Genomic DNA, 6,110 nt, shown 5'->3' on the forward strand with positions numbered 1-6,110 from the left:
CCACGCTCACCTGGTCGCTGTTGGCCGGCGTGCCGCCGACGGCCTTGAGGGCGTCGGCCAGGGTCTTGCCCTCGAAGCTGGCGCGCTCCAGCGCGGCCTGCGCCTGGCTCTGGGTGACGATGCCCAGAGAGACCAGGGTGGCGAAGGCACCGGTGGTCTTGAGAGCGTCTCGACGGGTCTGGTTCATGGTTGAACTCCTGTACAAATTCGGGGCGTGAGGGGGTGGGAGTTTACTTATCGGGGGCACCGGCCAGCACCCAGGCGGCCAATAGCCTCAATTCGTCGTCTTTGAGACCGGGCTGGGGCGGCATGGGCACCGGGCCATACAGGCCCGAGCCGCCCGACTTGATGCGCGCGGCCACCTTCTCGGGCGCATCGGCCTGGCCCTTGTGCTTGGCGGCCACATCCTTGAAGGCCGGGCCGACCAGCTTGCGGTCGACCGCGTGGCAGGCCATGCAGGCGCTCTTGGTCGCCAGGGCCTTGGCGGCCGCCGCGTCCATCGCGTGCGCCGGCAGCGCCGACACGGCCGCGACCGCGGTCGCGGCGGCAATCAACATCTTCATGCTCATAGACTAATGTTTCCTCGTGGGAACGGACAGGGGGAAAACGCGTAGGGCGCGGGCCCGGTTCAGCGCGGACCCGCGGCGATCCAGCGCGCGATCGCCTGGGCCTCGGCGTCCTTGAGCTGGGGCTGGGGCGGCATGGGGACGGCGCCGAACACGCCGCTGCCCCCGGCCTTGATCTTGGCGGCCAGGTAGGCCTCCAGATCGGCCTTGCCCTTGTGCTTGGCCAGGATGTCGGTGAAGCCGGGCCCCACGATCTTGTTGCTCACGCCGTGGCAGGCCGTGCAGCCGTTGCTGCTCAGCAGCGCCTTGACGTCCACGCCGCCGGACGCGGCGGGCGCGGCGGCCACCACCACCGGCGCGGGCGGCGGCGCGCTGCCCACGGGAGCGGTCGGCGCCGGCTTGGTGGTGTCGGCGCCGCGCACCGGGCCCACCACGCGGTTCTGCTCCTGGATGTTGCCGTGCGCGTCGCGCGCGAAGTCGGGCAGCGCCGAGCGCACCTTGGCCTCGGTCGGGCAGTCCTTCATGCAGGCCACGTTCTTCACGTCGCCCTTGCCGGAGACCTTCCACAGCGGCTCGTAGAACACCAGTCCGTTGCGGTTGGGCAGGCGCTTCTGCACGTCGGCGATGTTCTCGTCCGACAGCGTGTAGTCGGCCGGCACCACATCGGCCAGGCTCAGCATGTAGGCCAGCACGCCGTAGACCTCGTCGGTCTTGAGCGACTTGGGCGCGTTCCAGGGCATGGCGCGGTTGATGTAGTCCCACAGCGTGGACACCGTGGACGCCTTCATCATCGTGGTGCGCTGCGGGAAGACGCTGCCCAGCTCGAGGTTCTTCACCCGGCCGCGCTCGATGTCGGCCTTGGTGGTGCCGCCGACGAGGGGCGTGAACACCTCGTTCGACTCGCCGAACACGCCGTGGCAGGACGCGCACTTCGCCTCCCACACCTGCTCGCCCAGCGAGACGCTGCCCGCGCCCTTGGGCAGGCCTTTGAAATCGGGCCGCACATCGATGTCCCAGGCCTTGATCTCGGCCGGGGTGGCCTCGCGGCCGAGCCCGTGCCAGGGCTGCGCTTGGGCCTGGGCCAAGGCCGGGACCGTCACAAATGCCAGAAGCGCGAACAACCCAGAAACACCGCGGAACCGGCTTGGCCGGGCCGCAGGTGTGGCCCCCTTGAGGGGGTCGCGCGCCGCGCGGCGGGGGTGGCTCATATTCATATCAATACACCTGTACGTTCGACACTTCGCCGTTCTCCGCCACCCGCCACGACTGGATCGCGTTCTGGTGGTAGATCGAGCGCGAGCCGCGCACCGCCCGCAGCTGGTTGATCTTCGGTTGCACGTAGCCGGTGCTGTCGATGGCCCGGCTTTGCAGCACGGCGGGCTGGCCGTCCCAGACCCAGTCGATGTTGAAGCGCGTGAGCGCCTTGTCCAGCACCGGGCCTTCCAGGCGCGCGGTGCGCCAGTTGCGCCCGCCGTCCACGCTCACGTCCACCCGCTTGATCGAGCCGCGGCCCGACCAGGCCAGGCCGCTGACGTTGTAGTAGCCCTTGTCGAGCAGCATCTGCCCGCCCGAGGGCGTGGTGATCACGCTCTTGCACTCCTGGATGCCGGTGTACTGGCGGTGCGTGCCGTCCGGCATCAGGTCGATGTAGTGGATGGTCTCGTCCTTGGTGGCCCACTTTTGGTCGCCCACCTCCAAACGGCGCAGGTACTTCACCCAGCTCACGCCCTGGATGCCCGGCACCACCAGCCGCAGCGGGTAGCCGTTCTCGGGGCGCAGCATCTCGCCATTCATGGCCCAGGCGACGATGCAGTCCTCCATGGCGCGCTCCATGTCGATGGTGCGCGTCATCGACGAGCCGTCGGCGCCCTCGGCCAGCACGTATTTGCCGAGCTTCTTGTCCACGCCGCACATCTCCAGCAGGGTGGACAGGCGCACGCCGGTGAATTCCGAGCAGCTCACCATGCCGTGCGTGTACTGCACGGACGGCAGGGCGACGTTGCCCCACTCGGGCGCCGAGTTCGCGCCGCATTCGATGAAGTGGATGCGCGAGACGCTGGGCAGGCGCATCAGGTCGTCCATGGTGAAGACGCGCGAGCGCTTGACCAGGCCGTGCACCATGAGGCGGTGCTGGCTGGGGTCGATGTCCCACCAGCCCTGGTGGTGGCGCTCGAAATGCAGGCCGCTGGGCGTGATGATCCCGAACAGGCCCTGCAGCGGCGTGAAGCTCACCGAGGCCTGCGGCACGCGCGTGAGGCCCGGGCTCTGGCGGCGCTGCAGGTTGGCTTCCCACTTGCTGGGCTGGCCATAGGGGTTGTCCGCCACCGGCCGGCCCAGGCCGCGGGTGTGCTCGGGCATTTTCAGGATGGCGGGGTCGCCCTCGCCTTCGCTCGCGCGCGCGCGCGGGGCGTGGCCCACGGCCACGGCGCCCGCGCCCATGGCCAGCGCCTTGCCCATGAAGCTGCGGCGCGCCTTGCGCGCGGCGTCGAGCTGGTTGGCGTCGAGGTGGTTTTCAGGGGCGGGCAGCACCCGTCCGATGGTGTGTTGCAGTGCGTCCGACACGATGCGTCCGTTCAGGGAGAGATCTCAGGGCCGCGACTATATCGTTAATTGCTGATATTTGGATGCGAGTAAACCCTTGATGCAATTCCCGACCGGCTGGTCTTCAATGTCCCTGTGCGTCCCGCGCATACCGGTACCTGTTTTTCGAGGGAGGCCCGCTGCTACAGTTTTGGGTGCGCTTCCATCCCAACCCGCAATCGGAGACGACGATGCAAAGAACAACAAAATGGCTGGCCGCGGCGACGCTGCTCGCCGCGGCCGCCGGGGCCCACGCCCAGGTCAACCAGATCAAGGTGTGGGCGGCGGCCTGCGCCAACTGCCATGGCACCGACGGCCGGGCCGAACCCGGCATGATCGCCCTGGCCGGCCGGGACAAGAACGAGCTGCTGCAACAGCTGATGGCCTTCAAGAACGGCCAGCGGCCCGCGACCATCATGCACCAGCTGTCCAAGGGCTACAGCGACGAGCAGCTGGCCCAGATCGCCGCGTACTTCGCGGCCCAGAAGAAGTGAGGAGCCCCGCCATGAAACGTCGTCAATTCGTACAGACATTGGGCGCCGGCTCGGCGGTGGCCGGCCTGGGCCTGCTGGCGGGATGCGCCACCGGCGGCGGTGCCGGCCCCAAGGTGGTGGTGGTGGGCGGCGGCTACGGCGGCGCCACGGCCGCCAAGTACCTGCGCCTGTTCTCCGAAGGCCGCGTCGATGTCACGCTGGTGGAGCCCAACGCCAACTTCGTGTCCTGCCCGCTGAGCAATCTGGTGGTGGGCGGCCACAAGACCCTGGCCGACATCACCGTGTCCTACGACCAGCTGCAGCGCAAGCACGGCGTGAAGCTGGTGCGCGACACGGTCGAGAGCATCGACGCCGACAAGCGCACCGTGAAGCTGGCCAGCGGCGCCACCCTGCCCTACGACCGCCTGATCCTCTCGCCCGGGGTGGACTTCATGCCCACCATCCCCGGCCTGGCCAAGCCCGGCGCGGCCGACAAGATCCTGCACGCCTGGAAGGCCGGCCCGCAAACGGCCGCGCTGCACGACCAGCTCAAGGCCCTGCCGGACGGCGGCACCTACGCGCTGTCGATCCCGCTGGCACCCTACCGCTGCCCCCCCGGCCCCTACGAGCGCGCCTGCATGGTGGCGAGCTACTTCAAGGTGGCCAAGCCCAAGAGCAAGGTCATCATCTTCGACGCCAACGACGACATCACCTCCAAGAAGGGCCTGTTCCTCAAGGCCTGGGACGAGCACTACAAGGGCCTCATCGAGTACCGCCCCAAGCACAAGGTGGTCGACGTGGACGCCGCCACCAACACCCTGAAGTTCGAGTTCAACGACGACTTCAAGGCCGGCGTGGCCAACGTGCTGCCCGACATGCGCGCCGGCGCCATCGCCGTCAAGAGCGGCCTGGCCACGGCCAACGCGCGCTGGTGCGAGGTGGACTTCCTCACCTTCGAATCGAAGGCGGCCAAGAACATCCACGTGCTGGGCGACGCGATCCAGATCGCGCCGGCCATGCCCAAGTCGGGCCACATGGCCAACCAGCACGGCAAGACCTGCGCGGCCGCGGTGGTCTCGCTGCTGATGGGCCAGCAACCGCCGCAGAACCCGCTGTACGCCAACACCTGCTACAGCTTCGTCACCGCCAAGGACGTGGTGCACGTGGCCAGCGTGCACCGCTACGACGCCGCGCAGAAGACCATGCTGACGGTGCCGGGCTCGGGTGGCCTGTCCAGCGCGGCGAGCGAGATCGAAGGCGCCTACGCCCTCGGCTGGGCGCGCAACATCTGGGCCGACATGCTGGCCTGATCCGCCGGCCGCCCCCAGGAACCAACCCCGCTTCGGCGGGGTTTGTCCTTTCTGGCGGCGCGGGCTTGACCCTGTACCCGCTACAGGGCTTTCAATCGGTGGACCGGAGAGAAACCACGATGTCCACCACCCGCCACGAACACGCGCACGACCACCACGGCCACGATCACGGCCACGGTCGGCACGACCACAACGAGCGCCACGACCACGGTCAGGCGCAGGCCTGCTGCGACGGCGGCGCCTGCGCCGCGCCGGTGTCGCTCACCCGCCCCGCGCGCGCCGCCGCGCCCGGCGAGCTGCTGCTGCGCATTCCCGCCATGGACTGCCCGACCGAAGAAGGCGAGATCCGCCGCGCGCTGGAGCGCTTCGGCGAGGTCCGCCGCCTGCGCTTCGACCTGCCCGGCCGCACCCTGGGCATCGAGGCGCCCGAGGCGTCCTGGGAACCGCTGGACGCGGCCATCCGTTCGGCCGGCTTCCAGACCGAACGGGTCGCCGCGCCGCCCTCGGCGCAGGCCACCGCGCAATCGCAGCAGCGCGAGCTGTGGCGGCTGGTCGCCGCCCTGGTGGTAGCCCTGCTGTCCGAACTCATCGAATTCTTCGCCCCCGGCACCCTGCCCTGGGACGCGCTGGGCATGGGCGTCGCGGCGGGCGCCATCGCGCTGGCCGGCACCTCGGTCTACCGCAAGGGCTGGTCCTCGCTGCGGCGCGGCCAGCTCAACATCAACGCGCTGATGGCGGTGGCCGTCACCGGCGCCTTCCTGATCGGCCAATGGCCCGAGGCGGCCATGGTGATGGCGCTGTACTCGCTGGCCGAGCTGATCGAAGCGCGCTCGGTGGAGCGCGCGCGCAACGCCATCGCCGGCCTGCTGGCGCTGTCGCCGCCCCAGGCGGAGGTGCGCCAGGCCGACGGCCAGTGGGCCCTGGTGGACGCGAAAGCGGTGGCCGTGGGCGCCACCGTGCGCATCAAGCCCGGTGAACGTTTCGCGCTCGACGGCCGGGTCAGCGCCGGCCACAGCGCGGCCGACCAGTCGCCCATCACCGGCGAGAGCATCCCCGTGGACAAGGGCCCGGGCGACGAGGTCTTCGCCGGCACCATCAACCAGCACGGCGCGCTGGAGTTCGAGGTGAGCAAGCCCGCGGGCGACACCGTGCTGGCGCGCATCATCGACGCCGTCGAGCAG

At 69.5% G+C, this 6,110-nt stretch carries 7 protein-coding genes; 3 read left to right on the plus strand and 4 right to left on the minus strand.

What is annotated here, in order from left to right; translation table 11 throughout:
- From BGO22_RS19180 to soxC, 4 genes are all read right to left on the minus strand, one after another.
- Positions 1–187 (minus strand): twin-arginine translocation signal domain-containing protein (locus BGO22_RS19180; protein WP_286852235.1); only part of this gene is annotated, 187 nt, incomplete at its 3' end.
- Positions 188–230: 43 nt separating this feature from the next.
- Positions 231–563, minus strand: coding sequence for a c-type cytochrome (locus BGO22_RS19185; RefSeq protein ID WP_070399214.1), 333 nt, complete (start codon positions 561–563; stop codon positions 231–233).
- 65 nt (positions 564–628) lie between these two features.
- Positions 629–1,651, minus strand: a complete 1,023-nt coding sequence (locus BGO22_RS19190) for a c-type cytochrome (RefSeq protein ID WP_254668143.1) — start codon at positions 1,649–1,651, stop codon at positions 629–631.
- A 130-nt stretch (positions 1,652–1,781) separates the two neighbouring features.
- The gene (gene soxC, locus BGO22_RS19195; RefSeq protein WP_070398948.1) at positions 1,782–3,128 is read right to left on the minus strand and encodes a sulfite dehydrogenase; all 1,347 of its coding nucleotides are present in this window, start codon (positions 3,126–3,128) and stop codon (positions 1,782–1,784) included.
- 209 nt (positions 3,129–3,337) lie between these two features.
- On the opposite strand from soxC, the gene BGO22_RS19200 reads away from it, so the two are divergent.
- From BGO22_RS19200 to BGO22_RS19210, 3 genes are all read left to right on the plus strand, one after another.
- Positions 3,338–3,640, plus strand: coding sequence for a c-type cytochrome (locus tag BGO22_RS19200; RefSeq protein WP_070398949.1), 303 nt, complete (start codon positions 3,338–3,340; stop codon positions 3,638–3,640).
- An 11-nt stretch (positions 3,641–3,651) separates the two neighbouring features.
- A complete protein-coding gene (locus BGO22_RS19205; RefSeq protein ID WP_070398950.1) occupies positions 3,652–4,929 on the plus strand; it encodes an NAD(P)/FAD-dependent oxidoreductase in 1,278 nt (425 codons plus the stop codon).
- 119 nt (positions 4,930–5,048) lie between these two features.
- Positions 5,049–6,110: P-type ATPase actuator domain-containing protein (locus BGO22_RS19210; protein ID WP_286852236.1), on the plus strand; the 1,062-nt coding region annotated here is incomplete at its 3' end.

Origin of the sequence: Hydrogenophaga sp. 70-12 (assembly GCF_001897365.1) — a bacterium.
Lineage (GTDB): Bacteria > Pseudomonadota > Gammaproteobacteria > Burkholderiales > Burkholderiaceae_C > Hydrogenophaga > Hydrogenophaga borbori.

What these genes read in the sequence shown, in the direction of transcription:
- BGO22_RS19205 (WP_070398950.1), top strand. Translation starts at nt 3,652, where the DNA reads ATGAAACGTCGTCAATTCGTACAGACATTGGGCGCCGGCTCGGCGGTG.
- BGO22_RS19185 (WP_070399214.1), bottom strand. Translation starts at nt 563, where the DNA reads ATGAAGATGTTGATTGCCGCCGCGACCGCGGTCGCGGCCGTGTCGGCG.
- BGO22_RS19200 (WP_070398949.1), top strand. Translation starts at nt 3,338, where the DNA reads ATGCAAAGAACAACAAAATGGCTGGCCGCGGCGACGCTGCTCGCCGCG.